Annotated in this window: 15 protein-coding genes; 9 read left to right on the forward strand and 6 right to left on the reverse strand. The window is 66.0% G+C overall.

Going from position 1 to position 18,772, the window contains the following annotated elements; all coding sequences use genetic code 11:
• Positions 1–4: 4 nt before the first annotated feature.
• From gyrA to dnaA, 6 genes are all read right to left on the reverse strand, one after another.
• The gene (gene gyrA / locus IFSED24_RS15000; protein WP_491335067.1) at positions 5–2,569 is read right to left on the reverse strand and encodes a DNA gyrase subunit A; all 2,565 of its coding nucleotides are present in this window, start codon (positions 2,567–2,569) and stop codon (positions 5–7) included.
• A 72-nt stretch (positions 2,570–2,641) separates the two neighbouring features.
• Positions 2,642–4,576 (reverse strand): DNA topoisomerase (ATP-hydrolyzing) subunit B, encoded by a 1,935-nt coding sequence (gyrB, locus tag IFSED24_RS15005; RefSeq protein ID WP_491332285.1) that lies wholly within the window; start codon positions 4,574–4,576, stop codon positions 2,642–2,644.
• A gap of 16 nt (positions 4,577–4,592) precedes the next feature.
• Positions 4,593–4,934 (reverse strand): DciA family protein, encoded by a 342-nt coding sequence (locus IFSED24_RS15010; RefSeq protein WP_491332286.1) that lies wholly within the window; start codon positions 4,932–4,934, stop codon positions 4,593–4,595.
• Positions 4,931–6,079 carry a DNA replication/repair protein RecF gene (gene recF / locus IFSED24_RS15015; protein WP_491332287.1) on the reverse strand — a complete coding sequence of 383 codons (1,149 nt, stop codon included), beginning with the start codon at positions 6,077–6,079 and terminating at the stop codon, positions 4,931–4,933. Before recF ends, IFSED24_RS15010 begins: the two co-directional genes overlap by 4 nt.
• Positions 6,080–6,085: 6 nt before the next feature.
• Entirely contained in the window at positions 6,086–7,216 is a 1,131-nt protein-coding gene (gene dnaN, locus IFSED24_RS15020) for a DNA polymerase III subunit beta (RefSeq protein WP_491332288.1), read from the reverse strand.
• A 422-nt stretch (positions 7,217–7,638) separates the two neighbouring features.
• Positions 7,639–9,027, reverse strand: coding sequence for a chromosomal replication initiator protein DnaA (gene dnaA / locus IFSED24_RS15025; RefSeq protein ID WP_491332289.1), 1,389 nt, complete (start codon positions 9,025–9,027; stop codon positions 7,639–7,641).
• A 458-nt stretch (positions 9,028–9,485) separates the two neighbouring features.
• Here dnaA and rpmH point away from each other — a divergent pair, with 458 nt between their 5' ends.
• The 9 genes from rpmH (at position 9,486) to IFSED24_RS15070 (ending at position 18,771) form a co-directional block, all read left to right on the forward strand.
• A complete protein-coding gene (gene rpmH, locus IFSED24_RS15030) occupies positions 9,486–9,620 on the forward strand; it encodes a 50S ribosomal protein L34 (protein ID WP_491332290.1) in 135 nt (44 codons plus the stop codon).
• Positions 9,617–10,051, forward strand: coding sequence for a ribonuclease P protein component (locus tag IFSED24_RS15035; protein WP_491332291.1), 435 nt, complete (start codon positions 9,617–9,619; stop codon positions 10,049–10,051). The genes rpmH and IFSED24_RS15035 overlap by 4 nt, the downstream gene beginning before the upstream one ends.
• A 101-nt stretch (positions 10,052–10,152) precedes the next feature.
• Entirely contained in the window at positions 10,153–10,377 is a 225-nt protein-coding gene (yidD, locus tag IFSED24_RS15040) for a membrane protein insertion efficiency factor YidD (RefSeq protein ID WP_491332292.1), read from the forward strand.
• 5 nt (positions 10,378–10,382) lie between these two features.
• A complete protein-coding gene (gene yidC, locus IFSED24_RS15045) occupies positions 10,383–12,182 on the forward strand; it encodes a membrane protein insertase YidC (protein WP_491332293.1) in 1,800 nt (599 codons plus the stop codon).
• Positions 12,179–13,636, forward strand: coding sequence for a Jag family protein (locus IFSED24_RS15050; protein ID WP_491332294.1), 1,458 nt, complete (start codon positions 12,179–12,181; stop codon positions 13,634–13,636). Before yidC ends, IFSED24_RS15050 begins: the two co-directional genes overlap by 4 nt.
• 99 nt (positions 13,637–13,735) lie before the next feature.
• On the forward strand, positions 13,736–15,085 hold the full coding sequence (gene mnmE / locus IFSED24_RS15055; RefSeq protein WP_491332295.1) for a tRNA uridine-5-carboxymethylaminomethyl(34) synthesis GTPase MnmE: 1,350 nt from the start codon (positions 13,736–13,738) through the stop codon (positions 15,083–15,085).
• 19 nt (positions 15,086–15,104) lie between these two features.
• Positions 15,105–17,036: a tRNA uridine-5-carboxymethylaminomethyl(34) synthesis enzyme MnmG gene (gene mnmG / locus IFSED24_RS15060; protein WP_491332296.1), complete on the forward strand. Its 1,932-nt coding sequence runs from the start codon at positions 15,105–15,107 to the stop codon at positions 17,034–17,036.
• The gene (locus IFSED24_RS15065) at positions 17,033–17,713 is read left to right on the forward strand and encodes an RsmG family class I SAM-dependent methyltransferase (protein ID WP_491332297.1); all 681 of its coding nucleotides are present in this window, start codon (positions 17,033–17,035) and stop codon (positions 17,711–17,713) included. Before mnmG ends, IFSED24_RS15065 begins: the two co-directional genes overlap by 4 nt.
• 272 nt (positions 17,714–17,985) lie before the next feature.
• Positions 17,986–18,771 carry a ParA family protein gene (locus IFSED24_RS15070; RefSeq protein ID WP_491332298.1) on the forward strand — a complete coding sequence of 262 codons (786 nt, stop codon included), beginning with the start codon at positions 17,986–17,988 and terminating at the stop codon, positions 18,769–18,771.
• The last annotated feature ends 1 nt before the right edge of the window (position 18,772 follow it).

Genomic DNA, 18,772 nt, shown 5'->3' on the forward strand with positions numbered 1-18,772 from the left:
CGGGCTAATCTTCCTCGGGCTCGTCCTCGTCGGGGTCGAGTTCATCATCGAGCTCGTCCTCGACATCGTCCTCGACATCGATCTCCGATTCATCCACGTTCATGGGTCCGGTGGCTGTCTCGTCTTCGGGTTCGTCGCTCACGGGGATCCGCTCCATGCCGGCCACCTCGTCGTCGTCGGCCAGGTTGATGATCCGCACCCCCTGGGTGTTGCGACCGAGGCTGCTGATGCTGTCCACCGAGATCCGGATGAGCGTGCCGCCGCGGGTGATGACCATCAGCTCCTCGTCGTCGGCGACCCCGCGGACTCCCACGAGCTTGCCGTTGCGCTTGGTGCACTTGATGGTGATCAGGCCCTTGCCGCCGCGGTTCTGCACCCGGTAGTCGTCCACCGGCGTGCGCTTGCCGTAGCCGTTCTCGGTGAGCGCGAAGATCTGGGTCTCCTCGCTGTCGACCACCACCATGCCGATCAGTTCCTCGCCCTTGGCCAGCGAGATGCCCCGCACGCCGCGGGCGGTGCGGCCCATGGGACGCACGCCGGACTCGTGGAACCGGATGGCCATGCCGTTGCTCGCGGCGAGGACCACGTCGCGCTCGCCGTCGGTCTCGCGCACGGTCACCAGGCGCTCGCCGTCGAGCAGGTTGATGGCCCGGATGCCCGCCTGGCGCGGCCGGGAGAAATCGGTGAGCGGGGTCCGCTTGATGACGCCGAAGTTGGTGCACATCATCAGGTAGTGGTCCTCGCGGAACTCACGGATGGGCAGGACGGCGTGGACCTGGTCGCCCGGCTGGATCTGCAGCAGGTTCACCAGCGGCCGGCCCTTGCCCGCGCGCGCCGCCTTGGGAATGCGGTGCACCTTGAGCCAGTAGAGCTGGCCCTTCTGGGTGAGCACCAGCAGGTACTGATGCGCCGAGGCCACGAAGAGGTTGTCGACGAAGTCGTCGTCCTTGGTCTGCATGGCGGTGATGCCCTTGCCGCCGCGACCTTGCTGGCGATACGTGTCCAGGGGGATCCGCTTGATGTAGCCCTGGTTGCTGATGGTGACGACCATGGGCTCGTCGGCGATGAGGTCCTCGATATCGATCTCGCCCTCGTCCTCGACGATCTCGGTGCGGCGCGCGTCGCCATACTGGGTGCGCACGTCCTGGATCTCCTCGGCGATGATGGACAGCACCAGGTCCCGGCTGGCGAGCACCGACTTCAGGTAGGTGATCCGCTCGATGAGTTCGCGGTACTCGTCCTCGATCTTCTGGCGCTCGAGGCCCGTGAGCCGCGCCAGGCGCATGTCGAGGATGGCCTGCGACTGGACCTCGCTCAGTCCGAAGCGGGCCATGAGTCCGGCCTTGGCCGCGTCGGGCGACTCGCTGGATTTGATCAGCTCGACGATCTCGTCGATGTTGTCGAGCGCGATGCGGTAGCCCTCGAGGATGTGCGCGCGCTCCTCGGCCTTGCGCAGCTCGTACTTCGTGCGCCGGACCACCACTTCCTCGCGGAAGTCCAGGAAGTGCTGCATGCTCTCCTTCAGCGGCATGACCCGGGGCTGGTTGTTCACCAGCGCCAGGTTGATGACGCCGAAGGTCGACTGCAGGTAGGTGTGGCTGTAGAGCTTGTTGAGCACCACCTGGGGGAACGCGTCCTTCTTCAGGACCACCACCACGCGCATGCCGTCGCGGTCCGACTCGTCGCGCAGGTCGCTGATGCCCTCGATGACGCCGCCGCGCACCAGGTTGGCGATGCGCTCGATAAGCGCCGCCTTGTTCACCTGGTAGGGGATCTCGGTGATGATGATCTTGGCGCGGCCCGAATCCTCCACCTCGATGTCGGTCTTCGCGCGCACCACCACGCGGCCGCGGCCGGTGGTGATGTAGTCGTAGATGCCCTTGCGCCCGTGGATGATCGCCCCGGTGGGGAAGTCGGGCCCCTGCACATGCTGGAGCATGTCGCCCGGTTCGAGGTCCGGATTCCCGAGCAGCGCGAGCAGGCCGTCGCAGATCTCGGTCATGTTGTGAGGCGGGATCTTGGTGGCCATGCCCACGGCGATGCCGTCGGCGCCGTTGACGAGCAGGTTGGGCACCCGCGACGGCATGACCGAGGGCATCTCGCGCGACCCGTCGTAGTTGGGAACGAAGTCGACGGTCTCCTTCTCCATGTCCGTCATCAGGTCGGTGGAGAACCTCGTCAAGCGCGCTTCGGTGTATCGTTCGGCCGCCGCCGAGTCGCCGTCGACGCTGCCGAAGTTGCCCTGACCGTCCACCAGCGGGTAGCGGAGCGAGAAGTCCTGGGCCATGCGCACCAACGTGCTGTACACCGCGGCCGTGCCGTGCGGATGGTAGTTGCCGGTGGTGTCGCCGGTGATCTTGGCCGACTTGCGGTAGGGCTTGCCCGGCTGCAGGTTCAGGTCGTTCATGGCGGTGAGCACGCGCCGGTGGACGGGCTTCAGACCGTCGCGCACGTCGGGCAGGGCGCGCGAGATGATCACGCTCATGGAGTACTCGAGGTACGCCGTCCGCATCCGCTTCTCGATGCCGACGTCGATGATCTTCTCGCCGCCGTCGCTCTGCGGGATCAGCGTCTGGTCGTCTTCGTTGCCCTCGATGATATCGTCACGCTCGTCTGTCACGTCGTTCCCTCGTTCGTGCTGCTAGATGTCCAGATCCGCGAGGCTCACGCTGCCAGCGCTCTCCTCGATGAAGCGGCGGCGCGGCTCGACCTCGTCGCCCATGAGGATGCGGAAGATCTGGTCGGCGCTGGCGGCGTCCTCCAGCTGGACCCGCGTCAAGGTGCGCGAGTCCGGATCCATGGTGGTTTCCCAGAGCTGATCGGGATTCATCTCGCCCAGACCCTTGTAGCGCTGGACGTAGACTCCGCGGTCACCGCCGAATTTCTCCACCAGGTCGTCCTTCTCCGCATCGCTGTGGGCATAGATCTCGGTCTTGCCCTTCTTGACGCGGTAGAGCGGCGGCTGGGCGATGTACATGTGGCCCTGCTCGATGATCTCGCGAAACTGGCGGAAGAACAGGGTCAGGATCAGGGTCGCGATGTGACTGCCGTCGACGTCGGCGTCGGTCATGATGATGATCTTGTGGTAGCGCAGCTTCTCGAGGTCGAAGATGCCGGCGCCGACCCCGGTGCCCAGGGCGGTGATGATCGTCCGGATCTCGTCGTTGCCCAGCATCTTGTCGAGGCGGGCCTTCTCCACGTTGAGGATCTTGCCCTTGAGCGGCAGGATCGCCTGGAAGCGCCGGTCGCGTCCCTGCTTGGCCGACCCGCCCGCCGAGTCGCCCTCCACGAGGTAGAGTTCGCACTCGGAGGGATCGCGGCTCGAGCAGTCGGCCAGCTTGCCGGGCAGCGAGCCCGAGTCGAGGCTGCTCTTGCGGCGCACCAGGTCGCGGGCGCGGCGGGCGGCCTCGCGGCTCTGCGCCGCCGACACGCACTTGTTGATGATGGCCTTGGCCTCGCGCGGGTGCTCCTCGAGGTAGGTGAGCAGGGTGGCGTTGACCAGTTGCTCCACCTGGCCCTTGACCTCGGTGTTGCCCAGCTTGGTCTTGGTCTGTCCCTCGAACTGGGGCTCGGGGATCTTCACCGAGATGATGGCGGTCAGGCCCTCGCGCACATCGTCGCCCGAGAGCGCCTTCAGATCCTTCTTGAGGAGGTTCTGCGCCTGGGCGTAGACGTTGAGCGTTCGGGTGAGGCCGGCGCGGAACCCGGATAGATGCGTGCCGCCCTCGTGGGTGTGGATGTTGTTGGCGAAGGTGTAGAGATTCTCTGCGTAGCTGTCGTTGTAGTTCAGCGCGATCTCGATCTGCACGCCTTCCTTCTCGCCCTCGAAATACACGGTCTCGTCGCACACCGTGTGCCGGCCCTCGTTGAGCCAGGCCACGAACTCCACGATCCCGCCCTCGTAATGGAACGATTCCTCGCGCGGCTTCTCACCCCGCTCGTCACGCAGCGAGATGGAGATGCCCTTGTTGAGGAAGGCCAGTTCGCGCATCCGCGAGCGGAGGGTGTCGAAGTCGTAGACGGTCTCGGGGAAGATCTCCTCATCGGGCTGGAACCACTGGACGGTGCCGGTCCGATCCGAGTCGCTCTCGCCGATCACTTCCACCCCGCTGACGGGAATGCCCCGCTCGAAGGTCTGACGGTAGATCTTGCGGTCGCGGTACACGGTGGAGATCATGGTCCTGGAGAGCGCGTTCACGCAGCTGACACCCACGCCGTGCAGGCCGCCCGAGACCTTGTAGCTGCCCTTGTCGAACTTGCCGCCGGCGTGCAGGCTGGTCATCACCACCTCGAGGGCGGGCTTGCCCTCGGTCTTGTGGAGGTCCACCGGGATGCCGCGACCGTTGTCGGAAACCTCGATGGCGTCGCCGGGTTTGATGACCACCTCGATGCGGTCGCAGTAGCCGCCCATGGCCTCGTCGATGGAGTTGTCCACCACCTCGTAGACCAGGTGGTGGAGACCCCGCACCCCGGTGTCGCCGATGTACATGGCCGGGCGCTTGCGCACGGCTTCCAGGCCCTTGAGCACCTGGATTCCCTGCGCTGTGTATTGCTTCGAACCTTCGGCAGCGTTCATGCTGGTACTGGCTCCGTCATGCTTCGTTGTCAGATCGTGGACCCCGTGTCCACGATCGTGCCCACCGGATCTCGCTCACCGTGCCGGCGCCGAAACGCTCGTTGCACGCCGCGTGAATCTGCGGCAGCAGGAGGGTGACCTCCTGGCGCCAGGCGCCGTGATCGGCGGCGAGCAGGAGGACCCCCTCGCGCAGGTCCACGGCGCGTACGTGCCTCGCCAGGCGTTCGCCGACGATGGCCGGCCAGACCTCGAGCAAGGTGCGCTCGGCCAGGCGATCACTGAGTCCGCACTCCGACAGGACCCCGTCCAGGATCCGGTCGAGCCGGACGGGTCCCTCTTTGCGGTCCCTCTGGCTCATGGAATCTCTGTCAGCTCTCCGCCCTCGACCCGCCACTGACGCAGCGTGTCCGGATTCCAGCCTTCCACGTCGTCGTCGCGGGCGGTGGCGATGAAGATCTGGTGGTTCCTGGCGCACCGGTGCTGGAGTCGTCGCGTCCGTTCGCGATCGAGTTCGCTGAAGATGTCGTCGAGGAATAGCACGGGGCGCACCCGCCGCCGCTGGAAGACCACCTCGCTCTGGGCCAGGATCAGCGATATGGCGGCGGTCCGCGTCTCGCCCTGGGAACCGAAGGCACGCAGATCCAGTTCCCCGAGCGTGACCTCGAAATCATCGAGCTGGGGCCCGGTGAGCGGTCTGCCGCGCCGTAATTCATCCGGCCCAATATAATCAATTTCGGCCAGAATATCCCGCGCCAATTCCATATCGGGGAGGTCTTTCTCGACCCAATCGACCGCGCACTTCAGCCGGGGTCGATAGCGGAAGCCGAGGGGCCTCCGGGTCGAGGTCAACTCACCGTAGCCGGCGGCGGCCTGGGGCTCCAGTTCGCTGGCCCAGGCCTGACGTCCCCGGATCACGGGCACGGCGTTGGCGGCCAGGTCGCGATTCCAGGCTGCGAGTTCGTCCCTGGCCTCGGCTTGGGACCGGAATCCGCGGCGGATATCCTTCAACAGCCTGGCCTTCTGGCGCAGGGCGCGCTGGAAGGCGGCCAGTGCGGCGAGGTAGGCCGGATCCAGCCCGGAAAGGCCCTGATCGGCGAAGCGGCGGCGGAGATCGGGCCCGCCGCGCACCAGGTCGATGCTCTCCGGCCAGAAGAAGACCGTGGGCAGATGACCCACCAGATCCACCCGCCGCTGGACGAGCTGGCCGTCGAGGCGCAGGCGCCGGCCACCGCTGCGATCGAGCCCGTACTCGCCAGTGCCGCGGTTCTCGTCGTCATCGAGCAGCTCGAGGTGGACATGCAGGTGGTCGCGATCGAAGGCGATGAGGTCCTCGCTGCGCGCGCCGCGATGCGAGCGGCCGAGAGCCAGGAAATTGAGGGCTTCGAGGACGTTGGTCTTGCCCTGGCCGTTACGACCCCGCAGCAGGTTCACACCCGGCGAGAAGGCCAGCTCGCTGTCGACCAGGTTACGGAAGCCGCTCAGGCGCGCCTTCTGGATCTGCAAGGCGCTCTAGTCGCCGGCCAGACGCAACGGCATCAACAGGCAGAGCAGGCTCGCGTCGGCCTCGCCATCCTCGTTGGCCGGTGCGACCAGCGCCGCACTCTGTCCGTCGCGCAGGCTCAGCTGGATCGAATCGGACTTCATGTTCTTGAGGATGTCCAGCAGGTAGCTGTAGTTGAAGCCGATCTCCAGGGCCTCGCCGCTGTAGGCCACGGCGATCTCGTCTTCGGTACGGCTGCCGTCGGATCCGCGGGCGCTCAGCTCGAGCCGCTCGGCTTCCAGGCCGAGGCGGATCTGGCTGGTGATGCGGTCGGCGGTGATGGCGACGCGGCGGATGGCCTGGGCCAGGGTCTCGCGGTCGATGGTCACCAGCTTGTCGTTGCCCTTGGGTAGGACCGCGTTGTAGTCGGGGAAGGGACCCTCGAGCAAGCGCGTGTGCAGCACGGACCGGCCCACCCGGAAGCTGAGCTGGTTCTCGCCGAGGAAGACTTCCACCGATTCGCCGGCATCGATCTGGGCCGTCAGGCGAGGCAGGTGTCGCAGGCCGGCGGTGTCGACGATCATGCTGCGTTCCTCGGAGCAGGACCAGTCCAGGGTGCGCCGGCTGCGCGCGAGGCGATGAGCGTCGGTGGCCACCATGGTCAGGCCCTCGCTGCTCACTTCCCAGAGGATGCCCATGAGCGCGGGACGGGTCTCGTCACGCGACACCGAGTAGCTGGTCTCGGCGATCATGGCGGTGAGGATGTCGCCGGAGACGGCCAGACCCTCGCCCTCCACGGTCTCGGGCAGGCTGGGATATTCCTCGGGGTTCATGCAGGCTTCCTGGAGCGAGGCCTTGCCCGCCCGCAGGGTCAGGTTGCCCCCGCTGACCGCCACGGAGATCAACCCCGGAGCGAGGCTGCGCACGAAGCTCACGAGATTGGCGGCGCGGACCGCCGCCTTGCCGGTCTCCTTCACCTCCACCTGGTCGGTCCGCGTGACGATCGAGATGTCCAGGTTGGTGGCCGAGAAGATGAGGCCTTCGTCGCTGGCCTCGACCAGGATGCTGGTCAGGATCGGCAGGGTCGTCTTGGCGGGCACCACTCCGGCCACCACATCCAGGGACTTCTGCAGGGCCTCTTGCTGGATCTCGAACTTCACGATCGGGTCCTCCGAAGGACTTGAGGTTGGTGGCTGGATAGGGCGGTATGATAGGCGATCGCTCCAGACCTATCAAGCTCCTTGGCGGGCACCTCTGACTTCTTCTTCACTCTTATTGGTAACCAAGGTTGTACCCGTACTAGAGGCTGGGGATAGTGGGGATAAGTCGATCTCGCCAGACAGGGCGCGGGTTTTCGTGCGTCGAGACCTGGGATGATCGGTGGGTAACGTCGTGGACAAGGAGGTGGTTATCCGGACCGCTCCGGCTGTCCCCCTTGCGAGGCTCTTTATCCCCGGAGTAATTCCCCCGGCCGACCACAGGTTATCCCCAGCGAAATCGCCGCGGGTGGGCGATGCCAGGCCTGAAAAAACCCCGCCGGCGGGGTGCGAGCCGGCGGGGTCCGGTCGAGGATGGATGGGGATCAACGGGACTGTCGCTGGCGCACGTTGTCGGTCAGGTCCTTGAGCAGGCCCCGGAACTGGGGATCGCTCTCGGATAGATTCTTCACCAGGTTGCACGCGTGGGAGACCGTGGAATGGTCACGACCTCCGAACGCGCGGCCGATTTGGTTGAGGGAGGCGCCGGTCATTTCGCGGGCGAGGTGCATCGCCACCTGACGGGCCCGGGCCAGGTCCTGGGTGCGTCGCTTGGACTTGAGCTGATCGACGGTGAAATCGAGGTAGTCTGCGACCACCTCCATGACATCGGCGATCTTCACTGGTCCGGTCTGATGACCCTGGAAAAAGGCGGAGAGAACCTCAGAGGCCAGTTCCAGGGTGATATCACGCCGCATCAGGCTGGCGAACGCCAGCAGTCGTACCAGCGCCCCCTCGAGTTTACGGATGTTGTCGGTGACGTTCTCGGCGATGTACTGGATCACGTCGTCGGGAATTCCGATGCTGTGGATGTCGACCTTGCGCTGCAGGATCGCGATGCGCGTTTCCAGGTTCGGGGGCTGGATGTCGACGATCAGTCCCCATTCGAAGCGCGAGCGCAGGCGTTCCTCGAGGGTGGTGATCTCCTTCGGGGAACGGTCCGAGGTCAGGACGATCTGCTTGCGCGCGTCGTGCAGGGCGTTGAAGGTGTGGAAGAACTCGTCCTGGGTGGATTCCTTACCCGAGAGGAAAGCCACGTCATCCACCAGGAGCACGTCCATGCCGCGGTACTTGAGCTTGAACTCGGGCATGCGCTTCTGCTGGATGTTGAAGACCAGGTCGCTCATGAACTGTTCGGCCGTGATGTAGCAGATCTTGGCGCCGGGCTGGCGTTGGGCGATCACGTTGCCGATGGCGTGCATGAGGTGGGTCTTGCCCAGGCCGGTGCCGCCGTGGATGAACAGCGGATTATAGAATTCGCCCGGTTGGTTGCCCACGGCGGTGGATGCGGCGTAGGCCAGGTCGGTGCCGCCGCTGACCACGAAGCTGTCGAAGGTGTAATCGGGATTGAGGTTGGCCCGCGCCGCGGTCTCCACGGGATCGAGACCGATCTCCTCGATGGTGGCCGCCGGAGCCTTGACGGAATGTTCGGCCTGGGGACGGAACAGATCCTCCACCGCCTCGGGTGTGCCGGTGTGGACCTCGAGTCCGAAGTCGATGGGGCGCCCGAAGTAAAGCGAGCCCGCCTCGTTCAGGGTCGGCAGGTGATGTTCGCTGAACCAGTCGAGGAAGAAATGGTTTGGTACGTAAACCCTGTAATCCCCGTTCTCATGACTGGGTTCCAGGGGTAGAAACCAGGTATCGTAGGTCTGCTGCTGAACCATCCGGCGAACCAGGCCGAGAATATCATGCCAGTAGCTATCCAGAGGTTCCATCGAGGCTGCTTCCAATGGGGCTCCAGCGGGTTTGGGTCAGCACGACCGACAGCAGTTATCAACCAACTAAAAAAACCATAAAAACAATAAAAACAATAACTTAAAATAAAATCAAGTAAGGGAATTAAAGTTATCCACTATCTATAAATCACGGTGGATAACTTATTTCCACACCGGCAAAGTTATCATCAAGAGGGGGGAACCTATCACGGGTCCTGGAGGTCGGCAAGGAGATTTTCGAGGACGGATCCTGCATTATTCGTAACCGTCTGTTGACACGTATTATACGGATCGAACCTAGCTTGCGGACCTTTTGGCGGGAGCCGGCGCGGTACCGGTACTCTCCTCTGGCGCCCCGGTCTGGGTTGAGGATAAGTCCGGGAAAATCTTGACAGTACGTCTTCTCGTCATTAACCTTCTGCGGCTGAATCAATGATGACGTCAAGAAGGAGTCAGCCGTGAAGCGGACTTTTCAACCCAGCAACATCAAGCGGGCCCACAAGCACGGCTTCCGGAAGCGGATGTCCACCCGGGCCGGCCGATTGGTGCTGAAGCGCCGCCGCTCCAAGGGCCGCAAGCAGCTATCCGCTTGAGACCCGGCGGTCAGGAGCGCCAGCAATGGCGAGCCCTGAGCGGAGCAAGAGAATTTGGTCAAGTGTACGAGGAAGGCGTCAAGCAAGTTGGACGCCTCCTTGTGCTTTATCTTTTTCCCGGTGACGATCTTGCCCGGGCCGTCGTGGCTAGCCGCAAGGTCGGCAAGGCCGTCACCCGCAATCGCGCCAAGCGTCTGCTTCGCGAGGCGCTCCGCAGTCAGATCGAGTCGCGACCCGGATCCGCCGCGGCCCTGCGCCGCCGGCACCTTCCCGGCGCTCCTGTCGGGGAAGGACTCTGGGTGGTCACCGTGGCCCGGGCGAGGATCGTCGACGCCGGGATCCAGGACGTGACCACGGAACTCGCACGGCTGCTGGAGCAATCTCCCCCGCAGGGCACCGGTCCGACCGTGCCCGACGGTGCGCGGGGATGACGAGCCCGATGGCAGACCTGACGGGCGCTGTCGTTGACTGCATCCCACGCTCCGCCCGCCATTCAGGCCAGCCAGGAGCAGGAGCAGTCGGATGTGGTGACATGTGGCGGCTGCCCTACAACCTGATCATGATCTACCGGCGCTGGATCTCGCCATACACGCCGGCGGTTTGCCGTTTCCACCCGACCTGCTCGCTCTACGCCGCCGAATCCTTCCGCCGCTTCGGTTTCATCCAGGGCAGCCGCCTGGCGCTACTCCGGATCCTCCGCTGCCATCCCTGGCACCCCGGCGGCCTTGATCCCGTCCCCGAACATACCGGAGACTGACCACGATGGATCGTCGTACCATTCTCGCATTCGTACTCATCTTCCTGATCATCACGGGCTATCAGTTGCTGGTGGCCAACAATCGTTCCTCGACACCGGTGCCGGCCGCGCAGCCCGAGATCGCGGCCACCGGACAGGAGATCTCCGGCGAGCCGCAGGAAGCGGTGACCGAAGACCTGCCGGCGACCGGGGCGCCCTCGACGCCACCGGTCGAGACCCTTCCGGGCGACACCGGTCCCGGGGCCATGCTGCGGCCCGTCACCAGTGGTGGCGAAGTCACCGTCACGGTGCACACGCCGCTGTATGACGTGGCCCTGGCCGGTCGCGGCGCGCGCATCACGAGCTGGCAGGGGCTGGAGTTCACCAACCGTGACGGCCACCCGGTGGAGTTGATTCCCCAGAACGAGGAAGGCGTGGCGTACGGCTTCGATGCGGTGGCGTTCAACGCCGCCAATCTGGAGCTCGGCCGGCTGCTGTTCACGACGGACGCGCCGGCCCGGCTCGACGTGACCGGGGAAGCCCGCAGCGTGGTCTTCCGGCTGCGCACCGAGGGCGACCTCGAGATTCGCAAGACCTATACCTTCAACCCAGATTCCTACGAGATCATGCTGGACCTGGACGTCGCCGCCGTCGGACCGCAGGCCGCGACGGCGCGCTCGCTGCTGGGATTGCCCCGGCAGGTGCGCTTCGGTTGGCCCCAGGGTATCGCCAGCACGGAAGGGAACGACCGTCTGGAGACGGCCGCGTTCCGTTCCTTCGCCAAGGTGGGTGAGGAGCTGACGCTGAAGAAGCGCGGCGGCTTGCAGAAGAGCGTCGACAAGGTCGAGGGCGCCTTCAGCGGCAACGTCGTCTTCGCCGGTGTTCAGAACAAGTACTTCACCATCGTCGGCCTGCCGTTCCAGGGCGAGGGCCAGGCTGTGCAGGGAACGGTCATCCTCTCGGGTGACCAGCCCCGCTTGCAACAGACCTGGGCCATGGAGTTGCCGCTGGAATCCGGGACATCCGGTAGCGACGCCTTCGCGTCGAGCCGGCTGGCCCTGTACATCGGCCCGCAGGATTCCGATATCCTGAAGGCCTACGGCAACGGTCTGGACCGGACCATGGACCTCGGCTGGGCACTGTTCCGCCCGCTGACCGAGGCGACCCTCTGGGTCATGGACCAGATGCGCCGTTTCATCCCGAATTACGGGGTGATCATCATTCTCTTCTCGGTGCTGACCAAGCTGATGTTCTATCCATTGACGCGGACCAGCACCCAGTCCATGAAGAAGATGCAGTTGCTGCAGCCGAAGATCAAAGCCCTCCAGGAGAAGTACAAGGACAACCAGGAGAAGCAGAGCAAGGCGATGATGGAGCTCTACCAGAAGGAGAAGGTCAACCCCATGGCGGGTTGCCTGCCCCTCCTCCTGCAGATGCCCGTCTTCGTGGCGTTGTACCAGGCGCTGGCCCACACCATCGCCCTGCGGAACACGCCGTTCGTCTGGTGGATCAACGATCTGTCCAAGCCGGACGCCCTCTTTCCGTTCCCGTTCACCTTGCCCCTGGTCGGCTGGACCGATTTCAACCTGCTGCCACTGTTGATGACCGCCACCATGGTGATCCAGACCCGCATGACCCCCACCGGCCAGCCGGCCGGCCAGATGGCCATGATGAACACCATGATGCCGATCGTCTTCCTCTTCTTCTTCTACCAGATGCCGTCCGGTCTGGTGCTCTACTGGTTGGTCAACAACCTGATGACCATCTACCAGACCTGGAGAATCCACAAGACGGCCACTCCTGACGGAGGAATGCAGACAACATGAGCGAATTCTTGGAAAGCACAGGCAAGACCGTCGACGAGGCCATCCGTGAAGCCCTGCTGCGGATGGGCCTTCGACGCGAAGAAGTGGACATCACAGTGATCCAGGAGGCCCGCGGGGGATTCCTGGGCGTGGGACGTCGACAGGCCGTGGTGAAAGTCGAGAAGAAGCAGGCTCGCCGGCGCGGCGGCCGTGGGCGGCAGGACGAGCCGGCACGCGATGAGGGTCGGACCGAAGCGCGGTCCGGTCGCAACCAGCGCGGCGGCGAGCGGCGGTCGCGAAAGCGGGACGATGACGATTCTTCCCGTCGCCGAGGGCGCCGACGTCCCGAGACCGAACAGTCCGGCGGCCAGGAAGTGAAGGCCAGGGAGAAGACCGAAGAGCGGCCGCGTCAGACCGACGAGAACAGCAGCTCCGAGGAGAGCTCGCGCCGCTCGCGCCGCCGCCGCCCGCGCCGTCGCCGCAAGCCGGCCGCCGAGGTGGAAGCCGCCGTGGCCAACCCCGTGGGTGACGGCAAGGTCTTCGCCGAGGAGCAGCAGTCCGAGGTCAAGGCCGAGCAGGTCGAGCAGGTCGAGCAGAGCAAGGCGCCCGAGACCGAGACCATGAAGGCGCCCGAGGCCGAGACCGTGAAGGCGCCCGAGGCCGAAGCGGCCCCCGTGGTGGAGATCGACATCCCCGCCATCGAGATTCCGGCTAGGACGGCGCCCGAGGCCAGGGAAGAGCGGCCTTCGCGTCGCGAGAACGCTCCCGCCGAGGAGCAGCCGGCTGCCCGGGTCGAGAATCAGGGCGGCATTCTGGCTGCCGACGTGGTGGCGCGCAACCGGGTGGAGCCCTTCACCGCGGACGACGCCGAGCCGCTGGCCGACTTCCTGCAGAAGGTGGCCACCAGCCTGATGGTGAAATCCGGATTCCCCTGCCGCGTGCAGGTGAACGAGGGCGAGTACCATCTGGTGAAGGTGGTGGTGGACGATCGGAGCGCCGGCGTGCTCATCGGGCGTCACGGTGCTACCGTGGACGCCATCGAACACCTGGTGGAGAAGATGGCCAGCCAGACGGCCGGCGACCGGGTTCGGATGAACCTGGACATCAACAACTACCGGTTGCGCCGGGAGGACCAGCTCACCGAACGGGCACGCAACGCGGCGGCCGAGGCGCGCAACACCGGCGAGATGGTTCATCTCGAGCCGGCCTGCGCACGCGAGCGCCGGGTGGTGCACCTCTACATCGAGGACGTGGAGGAGGACCTGACGACGTACACCGAGTCCGAGGGCGAGGGCAAGCACGTCGTGGTCTGCCGTCCGGAGCAGGTGCCGACGGCGACGGAGGAGGCTCCGGCTGCCGACGAACGGCCTGTTACAGACGAACGGCCGGTATCGGACGACCAGCCGGTATCGGACGACCAGCCCCTGGCCGCCGCGGCCGAGGGTGGCGAGGTGGAGGAGCGGCCCCAGGGCTGAGCCAGCGCCGCGCACGGAGCAGAGGGGGCCGTCACTGACACGGCCCCCTCTCTGGTTTACATTGGACGGGTTCGTGAGGCCAGGCTGCGGGAGGTCGAGGTGGCGATCCTGGATACCGGAACCATCGTGGCGGTGGTCACCCCGGAAGGCAAGGGTGGCCTCGCCGCTGTTCGACTGAGCGGATGCGACGCTCTCGCCGTGGCCCGCCGCCTCGTGCCCGCCGGAGCCCTGGCGGATCCGGTGGAGAGCCATCGCGCCCGCTTGACCGTGGTGCGCTGGCCAGACCAGGATGCAGCCGAACTCGACCAGGCACTCGTCTTGCCGCTGCTCGCACCGGCGAGCTACACCGGGGAAGACACCGTCGAGTTCTTCTGCCACGGCGGCCTGATGCCCGCCCGCCAGGTGGCCGCCGCCTGCTGCCAGGCCGGAGCCCGCAGCGCCGCGGCCGGCGAATTCACGCGGCGGGCCTTCCTCAACGGCCGGCTGTCCCTGACGCAGGCCGAGGCGGTGGCCGATCTCATCGCGGCCGAGCACGCCGTGCCGGCGCGCGCCGCGCTGACCCAGTTGCGCGGCGGCCTGAAGCGGGAGATCGCGGCGGTGGAGGAACCGCTGCTGGCCCTCCTCGCCGAGCTCGAGGGCTCGCTGGAGTTCGCCGCCGAGGAGGAGGGACCGACAACCCCGCAAGACCTCGACGCGATCCTGTCGGCGGCCGTTGCGCGGATCGAGTCGCTCCTCGAGTTGGCACCCGCAGGGCGCCGTCTGCGCGAGGGCGTGCAGGTGGTGTTGACCGGCCCGGTGAACGCCGGCAAGAGCTCACTCTTCAATGCGTTGCTGGGCGAGGACCGTGCGCTGGTCGACCCCGAGGCGGGCACCACGCGCGACGTGGTCACCGCGCCCCTGGAGCTGGAGGGCTTGCTCTTCGTGCTGCACGACACCGCCGGCCTGCGCGACCAGGCCACCGGGGTGGAAGCCAAGGGCATCGCGCGCACCGCGGCCGCCCTGGCCGGCGCCGACATCGTCCTTGCCCTGCAACCGGCAGACAGCGGCCCGCGGGACGTCGACTTTTCGCCACCGCCACCAGCCGGCGTCACCGTCCTGAGGGTCGTGACCAAGGCCGACCTCGCGCCTGCCGTCCCGGCCGAGATGGTCACCTCGAGCCGGACCGGTCACGGCGTGGCCGAGTTGCGCGAGACGCTGCTGCGCACGGCTCGCGCCGGCGGCATCGCGGCGGCGGCGGCCCAGGGGGTGATGCTCAGCCAGCGTCATCAGGACCGCCTGCGCTCGTGCCACGAGGCCCTGCTCGCGGTGCGCGACGCGGTGGACGCAGGCGAGGACGTGGTGGCCACCCTGCTGGCGACGGCGCTGCAGGATCTCGGCGCCATCAGCGGGCGCGTCTTCAATGAACGGCTGCTCGGTGACATCTTCGCGCGCTTCTGCGTGGGCAAGTGAGGGCGACCGGGTGCAGGCCATGAACCACAGCTACGACGTGATCGTGGTCGGCGGTGGCCACGCGGGCATCGAGGCGGCGCTGGCTGCCGCGCGTCTGGGTTGCCGCACGGCGCTGGTCAGCCACGTGCGCGAGGAGATCGGCCGCATGCCCTGCAATCCCGCCATCGGCGGCCTGGGCAAGGGCCACCTGGTGCGGGAGATCGATGTGCTGGGCGGCGAGATGGGCCGCGCCATCGACGCCACGGGGATCCAGTTCCGCATCCTCAACCGGCGGAAGGGGCCAGCCGTGCGCGCCCCGCGCGCCCAGGCCGACAAGCACCGCTACCAGGAATACATGGCGTCCGCGGTGGAGAACCAGCCGGGTCTCGAACTGATCACCGGCGATGCCGCGCGCCTGCTCACCACAGAGACGGGCGACGTCGCGTGTCCCTGGCGCGTGGACGGGGTCGGTCTGGCCGATGGTCGCGAACTGGCGAGCCGGCGCGTCATCCTCTGCACGGGTACGTTCCTGCGCGGGTTGATGCACGTGGGGGAGCGGCAGACCCGCGGCGGCCGCGAGGGCGCCGCCAGCAGCGAGGGGCTCAGCGGCGAGCTGCAGCGGCTCGGCTTCACGCTGCGCCGGCTGAAGACCGGTACGCCGCCGCGCCTGCATGCCGACAGCATCGACTACGCCCGACTCGACGAGCAACCCGGCGATCGCGACGCGCGCCCGTTCTCCTTCCGCACCCGGACCTTCGACCCGCCGGCGCACCGCTGCTGGCTCGCGGCCACCAATCAGCGCACGCACGACATCATCCGCGCCAACCTGCATCGGTCGCCCCTCTACGGCGGCATCATCGACGGGCAGGGTCCGCGCTACTGCCCGTCCATCGAGGACAAGGTCGTCCGTTTCGCCGATCGTGACCGCCACCTGGTCTTCCTCGAGCCCGAGGGGTTGGACACGCCCGAGGTCTACGTCAACGGGATCTCCACCAGCTTGCCGGCCGATGTGCAGGAAGCCATGGTGCACAGCATCGAGGGTCTCGAGCGCGCCCAGTTGACGCGATACGGTTATGCCGTGGAGTACGATAGCGTGCCTTCGTGGCAGGTGGATGCGAGCCTCCACTGCAAGGCGGTCTCTGGCCTGTTGCTGGCCGGGCAGATCCTGGGGACCTCCGGCTACGAGGAGGCCGCGGCGCAGGGCCTGCTCGCCGGCGTGAATGCGGTGCGCTCATTGACCGACCGGCCCTGCTGGCGACCGCGCCGCGACGAGGGCTATCTCGGCGTTCTCGTCGACGATCTGGCAACCAAGGACATCACCGAACCCTACCGCATGTTCACCTCGCGAGCCGAACACCGCCTGAGTCTCCGGTGCGACAACGCCGAGACGCGCTTGCTCCCCACGACCACCAGCCTCGGTCTGCTGCCGCGCGGAGAGGTGGTGCGCCTGGAACAGCGCGCGCAGGCGCGCCAGCGGATTCTCCGGGTCCTGCGGGACACCATGGTGCCGCATCCCACCAGCGGGATCGCCATTGCCGCCGCCGAGCGGCTGCGTCATCCCGATCAAGTCCTTGCCGACATCCCGATCGTGGGCAATGGCGGAGGCGACCTGGCGGGCCTGTTGCGGGCGACCGTGGCGCAGGACTTGCCGCCAGACCGGGAGCGACTGCTGGCGGAGGGCGTGGTTGATGAATGTGTAAATGATTTAAAATATGAAGGTTACATAGATAAACAGGTCAAGTGTTTGGCCGAACAGGCGCACCTGGACGACCTCGAGATCCCCGCTGGATTCCCGTACCTGGAACTGGCGGCCCTCAGCAACGAGGCGCGGGAGAAGCTCCATCGCATGCGCCCCGGGACGCTTGGCCAGGCCAGTCGTATCGATGGAGTCCGGGCCGGAGATCTGGCAGCCTTGACCATCCTCGTCCGCCGGGCCAGGGGGCGAACCGCGCCAGTGGAGGGGGGCGCATGAGTGACCACGGTAAACACAACGATTCCAAACGCCTGGCGCGACTAGCTGACGAGATCGAGCGCTGGAACGATCAGATCAACCTGGTCAGCAGGGTCCGCACACGCCAACGGATCGACGCGCTCCTCGAGCAGTGTCGGGCCGGCTGGGGCCTGATCCGGGATGCCCTGGGCGCCGAGGAATGGTTCGCGGCCGGCGGCTATGCCGATCTCGGGTCCGGGGGCGGCCTGCCAGGGCTGGTCTGGAGTTGCGCGCGGGATGACGATGGCCATGGTGGGTGGTCGCTCCTGGTCGAGCCGCGGGAAAAGCGAGCCTGGTTCCTGCAGCGGACCGGGCGGATCCTGGGATTGGCGGAGCTCCAGGTCCTGCAGGCGCGCTGGGGAGAGGGGGGCCTTCCTGTGGACTCGTTCGTGGTTCCGGGCGTTCTGGTTTCCCTCAAGGCGCTCCGCCTGAACGATGCCGAGATCCTGTCGGGCTTGCGGGGGGTCCTGGGGGAGGGTCCGTTACCGGGAACCGTGGCCATTGCCAGGTTCCTCGACCCGCATAGAAGCGACCTGGCGACCCTCGAGGTGGATTTCCTGGCCACTGGCGAGGGGCATGCCTGGCAACACCAGCGGTCCCAGGTGCTCGGCCCGGGCAACCCGCGGCTGCTGCTCACCCGCTACGAGCGCCCCTCCTGATCATTGTTCCACGTGGAACATCGTCCATGGTCATTCCTCATTGTTCCACGTGGAACAATCCAGCGCCAAAGGGTGTCCGTGGGACATCCGGGGTCTGTCGGGTCAAAATAATCGACGCCACGAACCACGTGTTGGCAAGATGTTGCCGTAATATCTCCATGTGTGGTCCCCTGCTGGCTGGACAGGTCTCCCGGATCCGGTTTACATTGCCCGACGATCCGTGACCGCAGAACAGCGGTCTCTTGAACCCCTACCACGGATGGATCACCTGTATGGGCAAGATCATCTCCATTTCGAATCAGAAGGGCGGCGTGGGCAAGACCACCACGGCCGTGAATCTTTGCGCGAGCCTGGCCGTGGCCGAGAAGCGTGTCCTGCTGGTGGATCTGGATCCCCAGGGTAATGCCACCAGTGGCGTGGGGGTCGAGCCGCGCGAGACCTCGTCTTACGAGTTCCTGCTCGGCAACGCGTCCCTCACGAGTTGTATCCAGAACACCCAGATCCCGTTCATGGATGTCATGACCGCCGACCGACGCCTGGCGGGGTCCGAGGTGGAACTCGTGAACCAGCACAAGCGCGAACACTTCCTCAAGAGTGCGCTGGGCGAAGCTCGGCAGCGCTATGATTTCGTCCTGATCGATACGCCGCCCAGCCTCGGCCTGCTCACGCTCAACGCCCTCACCGCTGCGGACTCGGTGCTCATCCCGATCCAGTGCGAGTACTATGCCCTGGAGGGGCTCAGCCAGCTCCTGAGCACAGTGCAGCTCGTGCAGCGGAACCTCAATCCCGACCTGCAGATAGAGGGTGTACTTTTGACCATGTTCGACAAGAGGTTGCGCCTTTCCAACCAGGTCGCCGAAGAGGCGGTGGAGTTCTTCGGCAACGTGGTCTACCAGACCAGGATTCCACGGAACGTGCGTCTGAGCGAGGCCCCGTCGTTCGGTCAGCCGATCTTGCTCTACGATGTGGAGTGCCTCGGCTCGCAGAGCTACCTCGCACTCGCCCAGGAGATCATCACCACCAGTAACGGCGCCGCCGTGGCGCGACAGGAGGGGTGAT

The organism is Candidatus Latescibacter sp. IFSED24, from assembly GCF_058273205.1.